Consider the following 255-nt stretch of genomic DNA (forward strand, 5'->3'; position numbering starts at 1 on the left):
TTATTCTTGAAAGTTAGTGCAACAAAGACAAAAGTGGTCCGACCAACAAAAGGACAATTCTTGGGATTTACATTTTATAAGAATAGCCAAGAATGGAAATGTGCACCTACAAAAGATAGAAAGAAACACTTGTATACCAAGATACAAAAGTATCTTAAAAGAAAACAAGCAGTTTCAAGACCATTAGCTATAACATTTACAAAAGTAAACCAAATAGTAAGAGGATGGATAAACTATTTTAAGATAGGGAGCATT

At 31.4% G+C, this 255-nt stretch carries 1 protein-coding gene; it reads left to right on the forward strand.

What is annotated here, in order from left to right; translation table 11 throughout:
• Window positions 1-60 precede the first annotated feature (60 nt).
• A partial coding sequence (locus tag NE665_RS24865; RefSeq protein ID WP_347285945.1) for a group II intron maturase-specific domain-containing protein occupies window positions 61-255 on the forward strand: 195 nt, incomplete at its 3' end.

The sequence above is a fragment of the Clostridium sp. DFI.1.208 genome (assembly GCF_024463855.1).
In the GTDB taxonomy this organism is placed as follows: Bacteria; Bacillota_I; Bacilli_A; order Erysipelotrichales; family Erysipelotrichaceae; genus Clostridium_AQ.